Genomic DNA, 17,505 nt, shown 5'->3' with positions numbered 1-17,505 from the left:
CACCTAACGTGCGCTTGTGAGCAGTGAGAGCGGCTTCGATCCCGATGTCGCCACCTGGAAGCAACTCGCGGATCGGCTTCGACGAGCCATTCGCTCAGGTCAGCTTGCCCCTGGTCAGCGAGTCCCCACCGAGCTGAGCCTCACCCAGGAATTCCAACTGAGTCGACTCACGGTCCGCCGCGCACTTCAGCAACTGCGAAGCGAGGGCTTGATCGTGGTCGTGCAGAGTCGCGGGACCTTCGTCAGAGGAGAGCAAGAGCGGGCCGTAGTAACGCTGGGCAAGGGCGACCAGGCCCAAGCTCGGATGCCCGACCCTGACGAGCGGCGAAAGTACGGGCTACACGAAGGCGAGCCCGTCATCTTGGTGACGAGGACGAACGGCGAGGTAGAGGGGTACGGCGCGCATAGTGTCACGATCGTTGGCTGATCACCGCCGCTGGCGGGCGTCTCGAGGCGGGTTGCCGCTGCTCAGCCGACATCAGTTGCTCTCGCTTCACCTTGGACGACCGCCCGTCGATGAGACTGACCTAGGTAAGCCGCGCAGGTGGCGGGCCGACGGTCAGCCGCGGACCGGGCCGGCCCGGGAGGTCATGCTGACCACCCGCACCAGCCCCGGCAGCGCGGTCACCGATATCTCGGCGGTGACCAGCACGTCCAGGCCGTCGAGCCGGCAGGCGGCCAGGCGGGCGCCGTTGGCCCGGGTGATCTCGCCCGCCGTCGCGCAGGCCGCAGCGCTCCCCGCGACCGCCCGTCCCGCCCCGGCCAACGCGCCGAGATCGGCGGCGACCCGGGCCTGCTGCCGGGCCGTGCGGGCGGCGCCGACCGTCGCGCCGAAGAGCCCGAACACGACGAAGACCAACCCGACGGCGAGGAGGTAGACCGTCGCACCACCCCGCTCGGCGCCGCCACCCCGTGCGCCGCACCCGGTGTGGTCCGCGCCGGTGGTCGGGTACCGGCCGGTCATGGCCGCGCCCGGGGTAGGCCGGGCTCGACGGCGGCGACCGCGCTGGCCGTCACCGTGAGTCGCGGCAGCCGGGCACCGAGCGCCCGGACCGGGGCGCGGACGGTGGCGATGACCCGGTCCCCGTCCACCGAGACGCGCACCTGAGCCCCGGCCGGGGCGGTGCCCGCACCCGCCGCGGCGCCGGCCTCGCCCCGGGACGCGGCCAGCGCCGCGTCCCGGGCCGTGGCCAGGCAGCCCGCCTTGGTGGCGACCGCGTCCATCGCGGTCAGTCCGGTGAGCAGCAGCAGGGTCAGCGCCGGCAGACCGGCCGCCAGTTCGGCCGTGAACGAACCCCGGTCCCGGCCGGCCCGCCGGCGCCCGCTCACTTGAGCGCCCGGTCGATGACCGCGGTCAACGCCGACTGCACGTTGCCCGACGTCAGCACCTTCAGCAGGATGCCCGCGAAGGCCACCGCGGCGAGCGTGCCGACCGCGTACTCGGCGGTGTTCATCCCGGCGTCCCCGCGCAGGCGGGCGACGAGTTTGCGCATTGCCGTTCTCCCCTCGTTGGTGTTCGTCAGAGCACGTCGCCGAGGACGGCGACGATCACCGGCACCAGGCCGGCGAGAATGAAGGCCGGCAGGAAGCAGAGCCCCAGCGGCAGCACGATCAGCACGCCCGAGCGCCGGGCCGAGGCCTCGGCGGCGGTGGCCCGGTCGGCCCGCAGGTCGTCGGCGAGCCGGGTGAGGGCACCGGCCAGGGCGGCCCCGCTGCTCGACGACCGCACCGCGGCGGTGACCAGCCGATCCGCCCCGGCCACCGGGCCGAGGTGGGCCCAGGCCTCGCCCGGGTCGCCACCGAGCAGCAGGGTCCGACCGACTCGCCCGAGCCGCTCCGCGAGCGGGCCGCCCAGGGCGTCGGCGACGGCCAGCACCGACCGGTCGACCGGGGCGCCGGCCCGCAACGTCGCCGCCAGCAGGTCGGCGGCGAGCGGCAGGTCAGCTACCTCCCGCAGCCGGCGGTCCCGGACGGCCCGGGGCTCGATCCGGCGCAGCAGGCGGTCCGCGGCGGCCGCGACGAGGACCCCGCCGAGCAGTCCCGGCCAGCCGCCGACGACCACCAGGACTGCCACCCCGGCCAGCCCGGCGCCGAGCCGGATCGGGTCACCGCGCACCGCGCGCCAGCCCGACCCGACCAGGCCGCCCGGTGTCGGGGCGGCCCCGGCGTGGTCCGGTCGGCGTGCCGCAGGGCCGGACCCGGCAGAACGGTCGCCGCCCGGCTCGCCATCGGCGAGCGCGGGACCGGCCAGCCCGTCGGAGCGGTCCCCCGGCCCGCCGGTCCGACTCGGCCCGGCACCCGACCAGGCATCAGGCCCCGTCCCCGACCGGGCGTCAGATCCGGCCGCGCCGACCGCCCGCAACCGGTACGCCGACCGCCGTGCCGGCCCACCGACCGCAGCGAGCAGCACGGCCGCGACGATCAGACAAGCCGCGACCAGCGCCTCCCGGGGCATCAGCGCGCCCCTCCCGGCAGGGCGCCGAGGCGTTCCGCCCAGAGCAGCCCGACGACCTGGAGGACCATCGCGGCGATCGCGCAGCCGCCCCCGAGCGGGGTGTGCAGCAGCACGGCGACCGGGTCGACGCCGATGCCGTAGCCGAGACCGATGCCGCCGATCGGCAGCGCGGCGAGCAGCCAGGCGGTGGCCCGCGCACCGGCCGCCTGGGCCGCAGCGGCGGCCAGTCCCCGGTCCGTGGCCCGGGCGTCCGCCTCGATCCGCTCCACCAGTTCGGCCAGCGGCGCCCCGGTCCGGTCGGCGAGCCGTACGGCGGCCAGCGCCAGCCGGCGCAGCCGGTCCGGTGCCACCGGCGGGGTCTCCGGCCACCCGTCGGCGGTGCGCGGGCGGTCCTCGGTGGAGTCGAGCAGGCCCGTACCGTCGGCCGCCGCCGAGACCGGCAGCCCGGCCCGGAGGTCGGCGGCCAGCGCGCAGAGCTGGTCGAGGCGACGTCGCCGGGCCCGCTCGACGTGACGCCCCGCGTGGCGGCGACGCCACGCACGGGCGCCCAGCGTCCCGTAACCGACCGTGACCACCGCCGCCACCGGCCCGCCCACGACGCCTCCGGCCACGCCCCCGGCCAGGACCGCCAGGAACGTCAGCCGACGGGTACCGCCCGATGATTCGGTCGCCTTGGTCCGCCCGAGCGGCAGCCATCCCGGGCGCGGTCCGGAGCGCCACGCCCGGCCCGCCAGCACGCGCCACGCCGGGGTGTGACCGTCCGGCGAGAGGCCGGCCCTGGGCCGGTAGGGGCCGGCGGGGCGGCGCAGGTCGTGCCGGCCGGGCGGGCCGCCGGAAGCCGGGCGAGTCGCCGATCGGCCAGGGCCGGTCACCCGCGGGTCGGCCAGGTGCGCGGGGCGATCAGACCGGGCGGCCCGCGGGTCAGCGTGTCCGCCGCCGCGGCCGGTACCGTGCTGCCCGGCACCGCCGTGGTCGGCACCGCTCTGGTGGGCACCGCTCTGGACGGCGGCTCCGCCGTAGTCGGCGGTTCCGCTGTGGTCGTGCATGGCGACACCGAGGACGACACCGGAGGCATCGTCCGCCGGACCGGCCCGCCGCGCCCCGCCAACAGCGGTCGCGGCGACCTGCCCAGGACCGAGCAGCGCCCGGCGTCGGGCCCGTCCGGCGCGTACCGGCCAGGCGACGGTCAGCGCCGCGGCGACCAGCAGGAGGGTCGCCGACCAGAGTGCCGGGGTCATGCCGGACCCACCGATCCGGGCCAGGCCGAGCAGAGCAGCGGTGGCACGGTCACCCCGCGCTCATGCAGCAACGCCCCCAGCGCCCGTCCGGCCAGCCCCAGCCCACGCCCCCTGACCCAGGCGGGCACGACGGTCACCAACCGGTCGGGCCCCTCGGGCAGCAGCAGGCAGACCGACTCCAGCACCCGCCCGTTGCCGCCCCGGCGCACCTGGAGCACCACCTGGAGGGCGGCGGCGACCTGGGCGTGCAGCGCCGCCCGGGGTAGCCCGCCGAGCAGGCCGAGCGCCTCCAGGCGGGCCGGCACGTCGGCGGGCGCGTTCGCGTGCAGCGTCCCGGCGCCGCCGTCGTGGCCGGTGTTCAGCGCGGCCAGCAGGTCGACCACCTCCGCGCCCCGGCACTCGCCCACCACCAGCCGGTCGGGCCGCATCCGCAGCGCCTGCCGGACGAGGTCCCCGAGCCGCACCGCCCCGGAGCCCTCCACGTTCGAGGTACGCGCCTGCAGGCCCACCACGTGCGGGTGCACCGGCCGCAGCTCGGCGGCGTCCTCGACCAGCACGATGCGCTCGGTCGACGGCACCAGCCCGAGCATCGTGTTGAGCAGGGTGGTCTTGCCGGAACCGGTGCCGCCGACCACCAGGTACGCCAGGCGGGCCGCCACGATCGCGGCGAGCACCGGAGCCAGCGGCTGCGGCACCGTGCCGTGCTGCACCAGCTCGGCAAGGGTGAACGGCCGCTGCCGGAAGGTACGCAGGGACAGGTACGGGCCGTCGGTCGCCACCGGCGGCAGCACGGCGTGCAGCCGGGTGCCGTCGGCGAGCCGGGCGTCGACGTACGGCGAGCCGTCGTCCAGCCGGCGGCCAGCGCTCGCCGCCAGCCGCTGGGCCAGCCGCCGGACGTCGTCCACCCCGCCGAGCGGCACGGCGACCTGGTGCAGGCCGTGCCCCCGGTCGACCCAGACCCGGACGCCGTTGACCAGCACGTCGGTGACCTCGGGGTCGGCCAGCAGTGCGGCGAGTGGCCCCGCGCCGACGAGATCGTCGTGCACCCGGTCGGCAATCCGCAGCACGGCGGTGTCGCCGAGGACGGCGGCCGTCGGATCGGCGCGCACGGCGGAGACCACCGCCGCCGGGGTGACCGGGGTGGCCGCCGCGGCGAAGCGGCGCCGGACGCGGACCGCGAGCTCCTCGGGTCGGGCCTGGTCGGTCATGCCGCACCCTGCCCGGTCGCGCCGGTCAGCTCCCCCACCAGCCGCTGGCAGAGCGCGGCGAGCGGGCCGCGGCCGGCCGCCGCCGGTGCCTCACCCCGTTCCAGCCCTCGGCACAGCCCCGGCTCGGGGCGCAGCGTGCCGGCCAGCGGCAGGCCGAGGGCGCGGGCCACCTCGGCCGCCTTCAGGCGGCCCGGGGCCGGGCCGCGCACGATCGCGGAGAGGTCGGCGCAGTGCGGTGCCACCGCCGCGGCGACCCGGGCGGCCGCCGCGGTGGCCCGCAACTCGGCCGGTACGACGAGGAACACCCGCTCCGCTGCTTGCAGGGCGATCACCGCGGCGTCGTCGAGCTGCCGGGGCAGGTCGATCACCACGAAGTCCCGACCCCGGCGGGCGGCATCCACCGTCGCCGCCATCGCCTGCGCGGGCAGGGCGAGCAGGTCACCCCGGTCCCAGGAGAGCACCACGAGATCGCCGCGGCTGGGCAGGGCACGGACCAGGGCCGGCGCGTCGACCCGCCCGTCCGCGTCGGTCAACGCCGGCCAGCGCAGCCCGTCCAGCTGCTCCCAGCCGAGGACGAGGTCGAGGCCGCCGCCGAGCGGGTCGGCGTCGACCAGGAGCGTGCGCAGCCGGGCCCGGGCGGCGGTCACCGCCAGCCCGCCGGCCAGCACGCTGGCTCCGGCGCCACCCCGTCCGCCGAGCACCGCGACGATCCGCGCCGGACCCGGACCGGTACGGTCCGGTCCGCACTCGGCGAACCGGTCGACCAGCCACGGTTCCGCCGCCGGCAACGTCGCCACGTGCTCGGCGCCGATCAGCTCGGCGACCTCCCAGCCCGGTTCGAGCTGGCTGGACCGGCCGACCAGGACGACCCCGGGCCGGCGCGGCAGTCTGGCCCGCAGGCAGGCGGGTGCCTGATCGCTACCGACCAGCACCAGGGGCGCGGGCAGCCACCGGGCGCGGGCCGCCGCCGGGTCGGCGGCGAGCTCCACCTCGGTGCCGCCGGCCGCGGCGAGGCGGAGCAGCTCGTCGAGGAGGTCGCCGTCGGCGGTCACGAGCAGCGGCAGTCGCGGACGGGACGGCAGGGTACGGGGTGGCATCGTGGTCTCCCAGCGCTCGGGCTCGGGTGCTGGGCCAGACACTCCTCCGGGACGGGCCACCCGCGCCGCCCCCAAGCCGTCGCCTGTGGACAGCCGGGGGTGCTGTGGACAACGACCGCGATCGCAGTGGATCTGCTATGGCCTACCCGACGAGCGCTGCCTTCTCGCTGCCTCGCCGATGCCGGCCCACCGAAGTTGGCGGGGTCTACGCGCGGCTGGGCGGTTCTCGCGACCAGACACCCTATCGACAAGAATTCGGGAGGATACTGGCCGAACCGTCATGAAAGCGGGTGATCCAGGATGGCCAGGTCAGACGGGCCGGCCGAGGCTGTGGCGAGCCAGCAGCATCCGCAGCAGGTGGGCTTCGTGGAGCTATTCTTCGACGTGGTGTTCGTCTTCGCGTTCACCCGCTTCTCCGAGCGGCTGGTCGAGAATTTCGATCTGCTGAATTCCTGGGCGACGCTGGTGCTGATGCTGGCCATGTGGTGGCTCTGGTATCGGACGGTGTGGACGACCAACAGGTACGACCCGGAGCGCCCATCCATCCAGCTCATGGTCATCGTGGCCATGCTCGCCAGCCTGCTGATGTCGGCCGCGGTGCCCGCGGCGGCTCTCACCGAGCGCGGCGTGGTCTTCGCCTGGGTCTACGTCACCGTCCAGGTGCTCCGCCCATTCTGGCTGCTGCTGATCGGCGGCGAGCACCGTTACCCGCGCCTCGTCCACCTCCGGATCCTCTTCTGGACAGCCGTGTCGGCGGTGCCCTGGATTGCCGGGACCTTCGTCATGGACGGCCCGCGGTTGGTCCTGTGGACCGTGGCGATCGTCATCGACTACAGCGGGGGGATTCTCGACTACCCGACACCGCGGCTCGGCCGCGCGGGGCTCCGGGATCAGCCGATCGCGGAGGCGCATCTGACCGAGCGCTGCCGCCAACTGCTCATCATCGCGCTGGGCGAGGCGGTCCTGGCATCGGGCATCGAGTTCAGCCCGTACGGCTTCCAGCGGGACCGGGCGATGGCGCTGCTGGTGTCGTTCGTCATCGCGGTGCTGCTCTGGCAGCTCTACTACTACCGGGCGGGCACACTGCTCCGCGCCGCCATCGCCTCGGCCTCGGCCCCTGCCCGCATCAGCGAACTCGCGGCGTACGCGCACCTGATCATGGTGATCGGCATCAGCCTCAGCGCCGTGGGTGACACGCTGATCATCCGGCACCCCTTCGGGCCCACCGGTTGGACCTGGGTCGCGGCCATCTTCGGTGGGCCCGCGCTCTTCCTGGCCGGTCGGAGCATGCTCGACTACGCGGTTTTCAGTCGCGTCTCCTGGTCCCGTCCGATCGGCGTGCTCCTGCTCGCCGCACTGGCCCCGGTGGCGCTCAGGCTGCCGCCGATCGTGGTCGCCATGGTCGCCGTGGTGGTGCTGGCCGCGGTCGCCCTGTCCAACGTGGTTACGTGGCGGTTGGTCCCGCGGGCGCTCGCCCCGCCGCGCACCGCCCGTTGATTCCGGCAAGCTGCTCCCTGCTGTGCCGCCCCGCCACCGAGCGATCGTGCGCCGCTGCCCGGCCTCCCGCGGTACGCCAACTGCTAGCTGCTAGCTGCTAGCTGCTAGCTGCTAGCTGAGGCTATCTGGGCATCGGACGGGGAGACTCGACGAGGATGAGACGGACTGTGACCTGGGGCGCAGCATCTTCACCAGATAGGGACGACCCCCGTCGGGGGGTGACGGGGGTCGTCGAAGGTTCGGCTCCGGGGGGGATTGAGCCGAACCACTCAGCGGCTGCGGGGGGTGCAACCGCCGAGGGTCGTTCCTCGTGGCGAGACGTGAACAGTCGTCGTGAGCACTAGCATGCCTGAGCAACGTGCACACGTCGAGTGCCGCCAGCCCTACTCACCGCGAAATGTGGTTGACTCTGAGTGTGACGGGCATCACGATGGGTTGGTTGACCGGGGTCGGCCCGGAGATCGATTCCCGCTCCGGACCCCGGGCACCCGCCGACCCTAGACCATCGGGCTAGACTTTCGCGCCGTGGGCCGAAGTGCCGCTTTCTTCGATCTGGACAAGACCGTCATCGCCAAGTCGAGCGCCTTGGCATTCGGTCGGCCGTTCTACCGGGACGGCCTGATCACCCGACGGGACGTCGTGAAGTCGGCGTACGCGCAGCTGATGTTCCGGCTGGGCGGCACCGACGAGCAGACCATGGCCCGGACCCGGGACTACCTGGCCGCGCTCTGCAAGGGCTGGCAGGTGGAACAGGTCCGCCAGATCGTCGCGGAGACGCTGCACGAGCTGATCAACCCCTACGTGTACGCCGAGGCGGCCGCCCTGATTGAGGAGCACCAGGCCGCCGGCCGGGACGTCGTGCTGGTCTCCGCCTCGGGCGAGGAGATGGTCCGCCCGATCGGCGAGTTGCTGGGCGTCACCGACGTGATCGCCACCCGGATGGCGGTGGTCGACGGCCGGTACAGCGGTGAGGTGGAGTTCTACGCGGCCGGCCCGAGCAAGGTCGACGCGGTCGGCGAGCTGGCCGTCGAGCGGGACTACGACCTCAGCGACTGCTACGCGTACTCCGACTCGTACAGCGACCGGCCGCTGCTGGAGTGCGTCGGTCACCCCACGGTGGTGAACCCGGACCGCCCCCTGCGCAAGCTGGCGGCGGAGAACGGCTGGCCGGTGCTGGAGTTCCGGCACCCGATCCCGCTGGGCCGGCGGCTGCGGGAGCGCCCCGCCGTGCCGGTCGCCGCGGCAGCGCTCGGCGTCGGGGTCGGCGTGGCCATCGGCATCGCCTGGTACGGCCGGCACCGGCGCACCCGGTCCACCTCCGCCGCCTGATCGCCGCGCCCGCTCCGCTCCTGAGGCGCGCCGCTCCCGGCACCGCCGCCTGACCATCAGCCCACCGCTCCGCCCGGTCGGCGCGCGACCAGGCGTGATTCGTTCGCGCGTCATCAAGTTCGTCGCCTCCGGCAGAGCCCTCCCACGACTTGCGCCAGCCCGCAGAGCAGCTTCGCGACCGGGGCGGGCAACCCTCTTGAGCGGTCGCTCAAACACGCCTATCCTCGCGTTTGAGCGAGTGCTCAAGAAGCGAGGAGGGCGGGCATGACCGAGCCGGGCGAACACGAGGACGAGGCTGCGGACCCGAGCGGCCCGAACCACGCCAACTGGGTGCTGGCCGGCCTGATCGTGGTCTTCGGGGCGGTGGTCTTCGGGTCCGCCGTACGCCATGGGCGGGCCGACAGCGCGCTGCTCTTCGTCGCGCTGCCGGTGCTGCTCGCCGCGGCGCTGGCCGCCATCCCCGCGCGGACCAGTCACGGCCGGGTCTTCGCGGCCACCACGATCGCCCTGCTGCTGGCGGCCGTCGTGCTGCACGAGGGCGCGGTCTGCGTGATCCTGGCCGCCCCGCTGGTGTACGCGGTGGCGCACGGCGCCACGGCGCTGTTCCACGCGCTGCGTGGCGCCCCGCGGGGTTACCCGGCGCTGGTCGTGCCGCTGCTGCTCCTGCCCGGCCTGGAGGGCAGCGGCATCGCGCCCCGGCTCGCCCCGGAGCAGTCCGTCGAGGTGGTCCGGGTCGTCGCGCTCCCCGCCGACCAGGTGGCCGGACGCCTCGCCGCCGGACCCCGGCCGGTGCCGGTCCGCTCCGTGCCGCTGCGCCTGCTCGGGGTGCCCACCCCGGGCCAGGTCGCCGGGGACGGGCTCGACCCGGGTGACCGGTGGTCGTTCGGCTACCACGGCAGCGCGCACGGCCCCGGCGGCCACCTGCTCGCCGAGGTCCGCGCCAGCGAGCCGCGGCACGTGGCCTTCGGGTTCGTCGAGAACACCTCGATCACCGGGCGCTGGCTCGACTTCGAGCGGGCGGACCTGCGCTGGCGGGCCGTCGACCCGGGCCACACCGAGGTCCGGATCCGGGTCGACTACCGCCGGGGGCTCGACCCGTCCTGGTACTTCGGCCCGCTCCAGGACGCCCTGCTCGACGCCGGGGTCGGGCACCTGCTGGACATGATGACGCTGCGATGACCACGGCCCGCTACCTCAGCCTGGCCGTCCCCGTGCTCGCCGTGCTGGCCGCCGCCCGGCTCGGCCGCGACCGGGCCACCCGGGGAGCCGCGCTGCTGGCCTTCGTGGCCGCCGCGATCGGCGTCGCCGCGCTCAACGAACTGGCCCGGCCGGCCGGCTGGTACGCGTTCGCCCCGGTCGACGGCGCGTTCCGGGGCGTACCGGTGGATCTGTGGCTCGGCTGGGCGGCGCTCTGGGGACCGCTGCCGGTGCTGCTGCGCCGGGTGCTGCCGCTGCCGGTCGCGCTCGGCCTGCTGCTCTGGGTGGACGTGGTGGCGATGCCGGCGCTGGCACCGCTGGTGCGGCTCGGGCCGTACTGGCTGGTGGGGGAGGCGGTGGGCCTGCTCGGCGTCGCCCTGCCGGCGCAGCTGCTCGGGCGGCTCGGCGCGGACCGCCGGCACCTGCGCCTGCGGGCCGTGCTCCAGGCCGTCCTCTTCGCCGCGCTGCTGCTCTGGTTCGTACCCACCGTGGCCTTCGAGTTCGGCGACGGCTCGTGGGCCCGCCTGACCGGGTTGCCCGGATCGTGGCTGCTGGTGCTCGCGCAGGTCGCGCTGCTACTCGCCACGCCCGCCCTCGCCGCGGTACGGGAGTTCGCCACCCGGGGCGGCGGCACCCCGTACCCCTGGGACCCGCCGCCGCGCCTGGTGACCACCGGGCCGTACGCCTATCTGGCCAACCCGATGCAGTGCAGTGCGGTGGCGCTGCTGCTGCTCACCGCGGCGGCGGCCGGCAGCCTCGCCCTGGCGGGCGCGGCGGTGGCCGCGGCCGCCTTCGGCGCGGCGGTGGCCGGCCCGCACGAACGGCACGACCTGGCGCGGCGCCACGGCGGCCCGTGGCGGGAGTACCGCCGCCGGGTCCGCGACTGGTGGCCGCGCCGCCGACCGTACGTCGCGGGCGCCCCGGCGGTCCTGTGGCTCGACGACGGCTGCGGGCCGTGCGCGGCCACCTGGCGGTTCCTGGCCCGCCGGGATCCGGTGGGGCTCACCGTCGTTCCCGCCACCGCGCACCACCGGGTGCTGTGGCGGGCCGAGTACGCGGGCGGCGACGGTCACCGGGAACGGGGGGTGGCCGCCGTCGCCCGCGCCCTGGAACACCTCGGCCCGGGGTGGGCCCTGGTGGGCTGGACCCTGCGGCTGCCCGGGGTGACCTGGTTCGCGCAACTGGTGACCGATGCGATGATCGCTGCGCCGCACCTGGCGAGCCCGCGAGGAGCAGGATGTCCGACACCAAGCAGCGTCTGCTCGACGGCACCCTCGCCGCGATCCGGCAGCACGGCATCGCCGGGGTCTCGGCCCGCACCATCGCCGCCGCCGCCGGGGTGAACCAGGCGTTGGTCTTCTACCACTTCGGCAGCGTGGACGAGCTGCTCGCCGCGGCCTGCCGGGCGGGCACCGCCGAGCGGGTCGCGCACTGGTCGGACCGGCTCGCCGGGGCGCGGTCGCTGCGCGAACTGCTGGCGGTGGGGCGCGCCCTGCACGAGGAGGAGCGGCAGCTCGGCAACGTGTCGTTCCTGGCCCAGCTGCTGGCTGGCGCGCAGACCGACGAGCGGCTGGCCGCCCCGACGGCCGGCGCCTTGCAGCTGTGGGTGGACGAGATCGAGCCGGTGCTGCGGCGGCTGCTGGCCGGCTCCCCGTTCGCCGAGATCGCCGACGTGCCGGGGCTGGCCCGGGCGGTCGCCGCCGCCTTCATCGGGCTGGAGCTGTACGACGGCGTGGACCGGGCCGGCGCGCAGCGGGCGCTGGCCGCGCTCGACCAGCTCGCCGTGCTCATCGAGATCGTCGACGACCTCGGCCCGATCGCCCGGCGGGCGTTGCGGACGAAGGTCACCCGGGCGGTCCGCCGGGACTGAGCCGGCCCTCAGCCGAGCAGGTCGTCACCGATGGCGGTGAGCTGGTCGGCGCCCACCTCGACCGCCGTCAGGTAGTGCCGCAGCCAGGAGCGCAGCCCGTCCCGGGTGCCGGTGGCGAAGGCCCCGGCCGCGCCGACGTACTCCGGTTCCCGCTCCCGGTGCCCGACGTCCACCGCGACCAGGCCACGCGGGTCGACCCCCCGGGACATCAGCACCAGCCGGGCGGCGGCCCGGGCCACCACGCCGGACGGGCCGGCGAACGGCCGCAGGTTGAGCAGTTCGCCGTGCACCACGGCGGCCAGCACCAGCGGGGAGACCTGGGTGCCACCGGCGACCAGCGCGGCCAGGCCGTCGAGCCGGGCCGCGACGACCGGGTCGGCCACCGGCCGCCCCAGCTCCCCCTCGGGTACGACGTCCCGGGCGGCGAGCACGTGCAGCTTGGCCAGCGCCTGCCGGGGTGCCCGGGGCCAGAGCTCGACCAGCCCGGGCAGCGCGCCGGCCACCCGCAGCGCGCCCTGGAGCACCGGCTCGGTGACGGTGCCGGCGCGGACCGCCTCACGCTCGTGGACGTACCCCTCCAGGGCGGCGCTGGCCACCGCGGACCGGAGGCTGACCTCGGCGGCGACCTGGCCGCCGTGGCGGCGCAGGGCGCGGTGCCGCATCGCCTGGTCGACCCGGTCGCGGGCGCGCTCGACGGCGGCTGCGATGTCGGCGAGTTCCAGCAGCGGGGCGAGCGGATCGGTGGTCACCCGCCCACGCTAGCCCCCCACCCAGCAGGCCACCCCGGCCAGGTGTTAGGCGGGCCCCCCGCCGCTACCGGATGCGGTTAAGCGGGGGCCCCGCCTTGCATCTCGGCGCGCGGCGTGGGCCGCTGGGCGCGTAGGTGGGGGGCGAGTTGGGGCGGGGGGCGGGGGGCGGGGATAACCTCGCCGGGTAAGAGACGCAGGTCACGCGACGAGGGAGTCACCGGATGAGCGAGGCATTGGCCAACTTGCTGAACGAGACGCGGCAGTTCCCGCCCCCGACCGAGCTCGCGGCCAACGCCAACGTCGCCGCCGACGCGTACGAGGAGGCGGCCGGGGACCGGCTCGCCTTCTGGGAGCGCCAGGCGGGCCGGCTGGCCTGGGCCAAGCCGTGGGACCAGGTGCTCGACTGGTCGAACGCGCCCTTCGCGAAGTGGTTCGTCGGTGGGCAGCTGAACGTGGCGTACAACTGCCTGGACCGGCACGTGGAGGCCGGCCGGGGTGACAAGGTGGCGATCCACTGGGAGGGCGAGCCGGGCGACACCCGCACCCTCACCTACGCCGAGCTGCACAAGCTGACCTGCCAGGCGGCCAACGCGCTGACCGACCTGGGTGTGGTGGCGGGTGACCGGGTGGCGATCTACCTGCCGATGATCCCCGAGGCGGCGGTGGCGATGCTGGCCTGCGCCCGGATCGGCGCGACGCACAGCGTGGTCTTCGGCGGCTTCTCCGCCGACGCGCTGACCAACCGGATCCAGGACGCCAGCGCCAAGGTGGTGATCACCGCGGACGGCGGCTTCCGCCGGGGCAAGCCGTCGGCGCTCAAGCCGACCGTCGACGAGGCGGTGGCGAACTGCCCGACGATCGAGCACGTGCTGGTCGTCCGCCGCACCGGCGAGGACGTCGCCTGGTCGGACCAGGACCACTGGTGGCACGAGACGGTGGAGACCGCCTCGCCGGAGCACGCCGCGCAGCCGTTCGACGCCGAGCACCCGCTGTTCATCCTCTACACCAGCGGCACCACCGCCCGGCCGAAGGGCATCCTGCACACCACCGGCGGCTACCTCACCCAGACGTCGTACACCACGCACGCGGTCTTCGACCTGAAGCCGGAGACCGACGTCTACTGGTGCACCGCCGACATCGGCTGGGTCACCGGCCACTCCTACATCGTGTACGGCCCGCTCTCCAACGGCGCCACCCAGGTCATGTACGAGGGCACCCCGGACACCCCGCACAAGGGCCGGTTCTGGGAGCTCGTCGACAAGTACCGGGTCACCATCCTCTACACCGCGCCCACCCTGATCCGCACCATGATGAAGTGGGGCGAGGAGATCCCGGCCGGCTACGACATGTCCTCGCTGCGGCTGCTGGGCAGCGTCGGTGAGCCGATCAACCCCGAGGCGTGGATGTGGTACCGGCAGCACGTCGGCCGGGGGGAGCTGCCGATCGTCGACACCTGGTGGCAGACCGAGACCGGGGCGATCATGATCTCGCCGCTGCCCGGGGTGACCGCGGCCAAGCCCGGCTCGGCGATGACGCCGCTGCCCGGCATCGTCGCCGACGTGGTCGACGACCAGGGCCAGTCGGTGCCGAACGGTGGCGGTGGCTACCTGGTGCTCAAGGAGCCGTGGCCGTCGATGCTGCGCACCGTCTGGGGCGACGACAGCCGGTTCCTGGAGACGTACTGGTCCCGGTTCGGCGCGGGCGCCGGCAACACCGGCGGCGACGGCTGGATCTACTTCGCCGGCGACGGCGCGAAGAAGGACGACGACGGGCACATCTGGCTGCTCGGCCGGGTGGACGACGTGATGCTGGTGTCGGGGCACAACATCTCCACCACCGAGGTGGAGTCGGCCCTGGTGAGCCACCCGTCGGTGGCCGAGGCGGCGGTGGTCGGCGCGACCGACCCGACCACCGGCCAGGCGATCGTCGCGTTCGCCATCCCGCGGGGCAGCGCGGAGACCTCCGGCGACGCCGGTGAGCAGCTCATCGCCGACCTGCGCAACCACGTGGCGAAGACGCTCGGCCCGATCGCCAAGCCGCGGCAGATCATGCTGGTGCCGGAGCTGCCCAAGACCCGCTCCGGCAAGATCATGCGGCGGCTGCTGCGGGACGTGGCGGAGAACCGCTCGCTCGGCGACGTCAGCACGCTCCAGGACTCGTCGGTGATGGAGCTGATCTCCTCCGGCCTGCAGAGCGGCAAGGCCGAGGACTGACACCGGCCACTGCGGACGACGATGGGCGGGCCCGGCCGGGCCTGCCCATCGCCCTGTGTGTGACGTTTTCCCGCCCCAGCGCGCTCCCCAGTGGGGGACCCCATAACCGCGGTCACGTTAGGTGATCTCCACCTGACAATGAGCCCAGAACGCCACTACTGCCCCACGGCTTTCGCCCGGGTTTGCCGGAAAAAATCGCGAGAAAATTGGCTGCTTGCCCAGTGACAACCGCCGAACGCCGTGCAATCGTCAGTGACGAATCACATGACATCCGTCGGCGCAGTCCGACATCGTCATGTAACAGATTCCACAAAGGAGGAGGACCTTTGAGGAGACAAGTCACAGCGGGCCTGGCCTCGGCTGCGGCCGCGCTGCTGGCGGCCGGCGTCGTCACGGCGCCGGCATCCGCCGCAACCCCCTCGGCGGAGCCCTCGCGCGCCGACAAGGCGAAGGTCGGCAAGGACAACCTCCCGGACCCGAAGGCGGATCAGCACCGGGAGGTCCGGAAGCAGGCCATCTCCGACCTGCTCAAGGGCAAGGCCAAGCTTCAGACGCGCAACGGCTCGAAGGTCATCCAGGTCAAGGACGACCTGTTCGTCGAGTACCAGCAGGCGCCGAAGACCGACCCCATCTTCACGATGCTGGTCAACTTCGGCGACAAGACCGACCCGCGCACCGGCGGCACCCCCGGCCCGGTGGTCAACCAGATCCCCGAGCCGGACCGCAACTGGGACGGCAGCCCCACCGACGACAACAGCACCCTGTGGCGCTCCGACTTCCACCGGGAGCACTACCTGGACATGTTCTACGGTGCCGGCGAGTCGATGCGGGACTTCTACCTGAAGCAGTCGGGTGGCCGGTACACCGTCGGCGGTGACGTCAGCGACTGGGTCACCGTGCCGTACAACGAGGCCCGGTACGGCAGCAACGAGATCTCCGAGGCCGACGGCTACTGGAACTTCGTCAAGGACAGCGCCACGTCCTGGTACGACGCCCAGGTCAAGGCCGGCAAGACGCCGCAGCAGATCAAGGACTACCTGGCCCAGTTCGATCAGTGGGACCGGTACGACTACGACGGCGACGGCAACTTCAACGAGCCCGACGGCTACGTCGACCACTTCCAGGCGGTGCACGCCGGTGAGGGCGAGGAGGCCGGCGGCGGCGCTCAGGGCGAGGACGCCATCTGGTCGCACCGCTGGGCCGCGTTCCCCAACCTCGAGGGCAAGGCCGGCCCGGCCGGCAACCTCGCCGGTGGCGTGCAGATCGGTGACACCGGGATGTGGATCCGTGACTACACCACGGAGCCGGAGAACGGTGGCCTGGGCGTCTTCGCCCACGAGTACGGCCACGACCTCGGCCTGCCGGACCTGTACGACACCGCTGGCGGCGACAACGGCGTCGGCTTCTGGAGCCTGATGGCCTCGGGTTCGTGGCTGAGCCACGGCACCGACGACATCGGGTCGACCCCGGGCTACATGGACCCGTGGTCGAAGCTGTTCCTCGGCTGGCTGAACTACTCGACCGTCGAGCAGAAGAGCGGCACCACCCAGGTGACGCTCGGCCCGGCCGGCGACAGCGACGGGCCGAAGGCCCAGGCGGTCGTCGTCAACCTGCCCGCGCAGACCCAGACCACGAACTACAACACGCCGTTCGGCGGGTCGTACGAGTGGTGGGGCGGCAGCGCGGACGACCTGAACAGCACTCTCGGCCGGACCCTGGACCTGACCGGGGCGACCTCCGCGTCGATCACCGCGAAGGCCCAGTGGGACATCGAGGAGGACTACGACTTCCTCTACGCCGAGGTGTCCACCGACGGCGGCGCCACCTGGGCCGCCCTGACCAACTCGCTCGTCGATGAGGGCGAGACGGGCGTGGACGGCTCCACCAGCGGCAACTGGGTCGACCTGAGCTACGACCTGACGGCGTACGCCGGCAAGACCGTGACGTTCCGCTACCGCTACGCCACCGACGGCGGCGTGCACCTGGCCGGCCCGTTCCTGGACAACATCCAACTGGTCAAGAACGGGACGGTCGCCTGGACCGACGACGCGGAGACGCTGTCGGCGGACTGGGCCGTCAAGGGCTTCACCCGGATCACCGGCTCGGTGACCGCCACCTACCCCCGCTTCTACATCGCCGAGAACCGGACCTACTTCGGTTACGACGACACGCTGCGGACCGGTGGGTACAACTTCGGCTGGGCCAACACCAAGCCGGACTTCGTGGAGCGGTTCTCGAACCAGCCCGGCATGCTGGTCTGGTACGTGAACTACGCCTACGGCGACAACAACACGTCGCAGCACCCGGGCTACGGCTTCAACCTCCCGGTCGACGTCCGCCCGGACAAGATCAACATTGGCGGTCAGGGCACCATCACCAACCGCCGCGGCGGCTACGACGCGACGTTCAGCAAGTTCACCAAGCCGGCGCAGACCTTCCACAAGAACGGCGTGGCGGTCACCGTGCCGCCGCTCGAGCCGCAGCCGATCTTCAGCGACAGCGGCGTCGGCAAGTACTGGAACGCGGGCAACCCGCAGAACTCGGTGAAGATGGCCGGCACCGGCACCCGCATCGAGATCCTGCAGCAGGGCACCACCCCGACCAGCGACATGGTCGTCAAGGTCACCAACTGATCGGGTAGCACCAGAGAGA

The 17,505-nt window shown here is 73.8% G+C and carries 16 protein-coding genes; 8 read left to right on the top strand and 8 right to left on the bottom strand.

Annotated features, from left to right (window positions below; translation table 11 throughout):
- The first annotated feature begins 16 nt into the window (after positions 1-16).
- The gene (locus tag AB0H57_RS04460; protein WP_357502561.1) at positions 17-427 is read left to right on the top strand and encodes a GntR family transcriptional regulator; all 411 of its coding nucleotides are present in this window, start codon (positions 17-19) and stop codon (positions 425-427) included.
- A 132-nt stretch (positions 428-559) separates the two neighbouring features.
- Here the strand turns inward: AB0H57_RS04460 and AB0H57_RS04455 are convergent, their stop codons facing one another.
- From AB0H57_RS04455 to ssd, 7 genes are all read right to left on the bottom strand, one after another.
- Positions 560-964, bottom strand: coding sequence for an Rv3654c family TadE-like protein (locus AB0H57_RS04455; protein ID WP_357502559.1), 405 nt, complete (start codon positions 962-964; stop codon positions 560-562).
- Entirely contained in the window at positions 961-1,329 is a 369-nt protein-coding gene (locus AB0H57_RS04450; protein ID WP_357502557.1) for a TadE family type IV pilus minor pilin, read from the bottom strand. Before AB0H57_RS04450 ends, AB0H57_RS04455 begins: the two co-directional genes overlap by 4 nt.
- Positions 1,326-1,493: a DUF4244 domain-containing protein gene (locus tag AB0H57_RS04445; RefSeq protein ID WP_222954134.1), complete on the bottom strand. Its 168-nt coding sequence runs from the start codon at positions 1,491-1,493 to the stop codon at positions 1,326-1,328. The genes AB0H57_RS04450 and AB0H57_RS04445 overlap by 4 nt, the downstream gene beginning before the upstream one ends.
- Before the next feature lie 26 nt (positions 1,494-1,519).
- Positions 1,520-2,140 (bottom strand): type II secretion system F family protein, encoded by a 621-nt coding sequence (locus AB0H57_RS04440; protein ID WP_357502841.1) that lies wholly within the window; start codon positions 2,138-2,140, stop codon positions 1,520-1,522.
- Between the two features lie 314 nt (positions 2,141-2,454).
- Entirely contained in the window at positions 2,455-3,693 is a 1,239-nt protein-coding gene (locus AB0H57_RS04435) for a hypothetical protein (RefSeq protein ID WP_357502555.1), read from the bottom strand.
- On the bottom strand, positions 3,690-4,901 hold the full coding sequence (locus AB0H57_RS04430; RefSeq protein ID WP_357502553.1) for a TadA family conjugal transfer-associated ATPase: 1,212 nt from the start codon (positions 4,899-4,901) through the stop codon (positions 3,690-3,692). The genes AB0H57_RS04435 and AB0H57_RS04430 overlap by 4 nt, the downstream gene beginning before the upstream one ends.
- A complete protein-coding gene (ssd, locus tag AB0H57_RS04425; RefSeq protein ID WP_357502551.1) occupies positions 4,898-5,998 on the bottom strand; it encodes a septum site-determining protein Ssd in 1,101 nt (366 codons plus the stop codon). Before ssd ends, AB0H57_RS04430 begins: the two co-directional genes overlap by 4 nt.
- A 300-nt stretch (positions 5,999-6,298) precedes the next feature.
- Between ssd and AB0H57_RS04420 the strand changes: the two genes are divergently transcribed.
- From AB0H57_RS04420 to AB0H57_RS04400, 5 genes are all read left to right on the top strand, one after another.
- Positions 6,299-7,495, top strand: coding sequence for a low temperature requirement protein A (locus AB0H57_RS04420; protein ID WP_357502549.1), 1,197 nt, complete (start codon positions 6,299-6,301; stop codon positions 7,493-7,495).
- Between the two features lie 525 nt (positions 7,496-8,020).
- Positions 8,021-8,824, top strand: a complete 804-nt coding sequence (locus tag AB0H57_RS04415; protein ID WP_357502547.1) for an HAD-IB family hydrolase — start codon at positions 8,021-8,023, stop codon at positions 8,822-8,824.
- A gap of 264 nt (positions 8,825-9,088) precedes the next feature.
- On the top strand, positions 9,089-10,003 hold the full coding sequence (locus tag AB0H57_RS04410) for a hypothetical protein (RefSeq protein WP_357502545.1): 915 nt from the start codon (positions 9,089-9,091) through the stop codon (positions 10,001-10,003).
- Positions 10,000-11,364 carry an isoprenylcysteine carboxylmethyltransferase family protein gene (locus AB0H57_RS04405; RefSeq protein WP_357502543.1) on the top strand — a complete coding sequence of 455 codons (1,365 nt, stop codon included), beginning with the start codon at positions 10,000-10,002 and terminating at the stop codon, positions 11,362-11,364. The genes AB0H57_RS04410 and AB0H57_RS04405 overlap by 4 nt, the downstream gene beginning before the upstream one ends.
- Positions 11,259-11,891, top strand: a complete 633-nt coding sequence (locus tag AB0H57_RS04400; RefSeq protein WP_357502541.1) for a TetR/AcrR family transcriptional regulator — start codon at positions 11,259-11,261, stop codon at positions 11,889-11,891. Before AB0H57_RS04405 ends, AB0H57_RS04400 begins: the two co-directional genes overlap by 106 nt.
- Positions 11,892-11,899: 8 nt before the next feature.
- Here the strand turns inward: AB0H57_RS04400 and AB0H57_RS04395 are convergent, their stop codons facing one another.
- Positions 11,900-12,640: an oxidoreductase gene (locus tag AB0H57_RS04395; protein ID WP_357502539.1), complete on the bottom strand. Its 741-nt coding sequence runs from the start codon at positions 12,638-12,640 to the stop codon at positions 11,900-11,902.
- Between the two features lie 221 nt (positions 12,641-12,861).
- On the opposite strand from AB0H57_RS04395, the gene acs reads away from it, so the two are divergent.
- Positions 12,862-14,853 carry an acetate--CoA ligase gene (acs, locus tag AB0H57_RS04390; protein ID WP_357502537.1) on the top strand — a complete coding sequence of 664 codons (1,992 nt, stop codon included), beginning with the start codon at positions 12,862-12,864 and terminating at the stop codon, positions 14,851-14,853.
- A gap of 326 nt (positions 14,854-15,179) precedes the next feature.
- Positions 15,180-17,486, top strand: coding sequence for an immune inhibitor A domain-containing protein (locus tag AB0H57_RS04385; protein WP_357502535.1), 2,307 nt, complete (start codon positions 15,180-15,182; stop codon positions 17,484-17,486).
- The last annotated feature ends 19 nt before the right edge of the window (positions 17,487-17,505 follow it).

It is taken from the genome of Micromonospora sp. NPDC050686 (genome assembly GCF_040654475.1).
GTDB lineage: Bacteria > Actinomycetota > Actinomycetes > Mycobacteriales > Micromonosporaceae > Micromonospora.
Note: the sequence above shows the minus strand (reverse complement) of the source record. Positions and strands in the feature narration are given on the sequence as shown.

Bases quoted from the DNA above. Each gene is read 5' to 3' on its own strand.
- acs (WP_357502537.1), top strand. From the start codon at position 12,862: ATGAGCGAGGCATTGGCCAACTTGCTGAACGAGACGCGGCAGTTCCCG.
- AB0H57_RS04435 (WP_357502555.1), bottom strand. From the start codon at position 3,693: ATGACCCCGGCACTCTGGTCGGCGACCCTCCTGCTGGTCGCCGCGGCG.
- ssd (WP_357502551.1), bottom strand. From the start codon at position 5,998: ATGCCACCCCGTACCCTGCCGTCCCGTCCGCGACTGCCGCTGCTCGTG.
- AB0H57_RS04405 (WP_357502543.1), top strand. From the start codon at position 10,000: ATGACCACGGCCCGCTACCTCAGCCTGGCCGTCCCCGTGCTCGCCGTG.
- AB0H57_RS04430 (WP_357502553.1), bottom strand. From the start codon at position 4,901: ATGACCGACCAGGCCCGACCCGAGGAGCTCGCGGTCCGCGTCCGGCGC.
- AB0H57_RS04410 (WP_357502545.1), top strand. From the start codon at position 9,089: ATGACCGAGCCGGGCGAACACGAGGACGAGGCTGCGGACCCGAGCGGC.
- AB0H57_RS04420 (WP_357502549.1), top strand. From the start codon at position 6,299: ATGGCCAGGTCAGACGGGCCGGCCGAGGCTGTGGCGAGCCAGCAGCAT.
- AB0H57_RS04445 (WP_222954134.1), bottom strand. From the start codon at position 1,493: ATGCGCAAACTCGTCGCCCGCCTGCGCGGGGACGCCGGGATGAACACC.
- AB0H57_RS04400 (WP_357502541.1), top strand. From the start codon at position 11,259: ATGTCCGACACCAAGCAGCGTCTGCTCGACGGCACCCTCGCCGCGATC.
- AB0H57_RS04455 (WP_357502559.1), bottom strand. From the start codon at position 964: ATGACCGGCCGGTACCCGACCACCGGCGCGGACCACACCGGGTGCGGC.